The following is a 566-nucleotide window of genomic DNA, read 5'->3' on the forward strand; positions in this document are numbered from 1 at the left end:
GTTTCGCGGCTTACGCCGCTCCTACAGGGTGGCTGTTGGATTGCCTGGAAGGTCTCTGCCGAGCATGGCTCGGCACTACAAGGTGGTCGGTGGGGGTTTGTGAGGAAGGCCTTTGCCGAGCATGGCTCGGCACTACCACGCTTGGGCTTGCTTGATTTACATCAAGGTGGGCATTGCCTTGGCGGCGCATGGTTGCTCTCCTGGAGTGGAGAGTCTTGCGATGGCAAAGCCATTTCCGTTGAATCCAAAACATCCTGAGCGGATCTGCTGGGGCTGCGACAAGTATTGCGCGACCGATGCGCTGGCCTGCGGCAATGGTTCCGGACGCACGCAGCATCCGGCGGAGCTTCAGGGCGAGGATTGGTATCTGGCGTGGGGTATCGAGCCGGAGCCGGGGCGGCCGGGAAGGGCGGCGCTGGAGAAGAAGTTGTAGGAGCGGCGTGAGCCGCGAGGCGGGTGGTTTGTCAGGTTGCGGGCTCTCTTGTGGTTGCAATGGTGTCGGGGTGGGGGGGGGGGGGGGGGGGGGGCGGGGGGGGGGGGGGGGGGGGGGGGGGGGGGTGGGGGGG

General features: G+C 65.9%; 1 protein-coding gene. It reads left to right on the forward strand.

Annotation, left to right across the window (positions count from 1 at the left end; genetic code table 11):
* Positions 1 to 151 precede the first annotated feature (151 nt).
* Positions 152 to 433: a DUF3079 domain-containing protein gene (locus tag QMX78_RS21495; protein ID WP_282273493.1), complete on the forward strand. Its 282-nt coding sequence runs from the start codon at positions 152 to 154 to the stop codon at positions 431 to 433.
* Positions 434 to 566: the final 133 nt, after the last annotated feature.

It is taken from the genome of Stenotrophomonas sp. PS02298, from assembly GCF_029959445.1.
In the GTDB taxonomy this organism is placed as follows: Bacteria; Pseudomonadota; Gammaproteobacteria; order Xanthomonadales; family Xanthomonadaceae; genus Stenotrophomonas.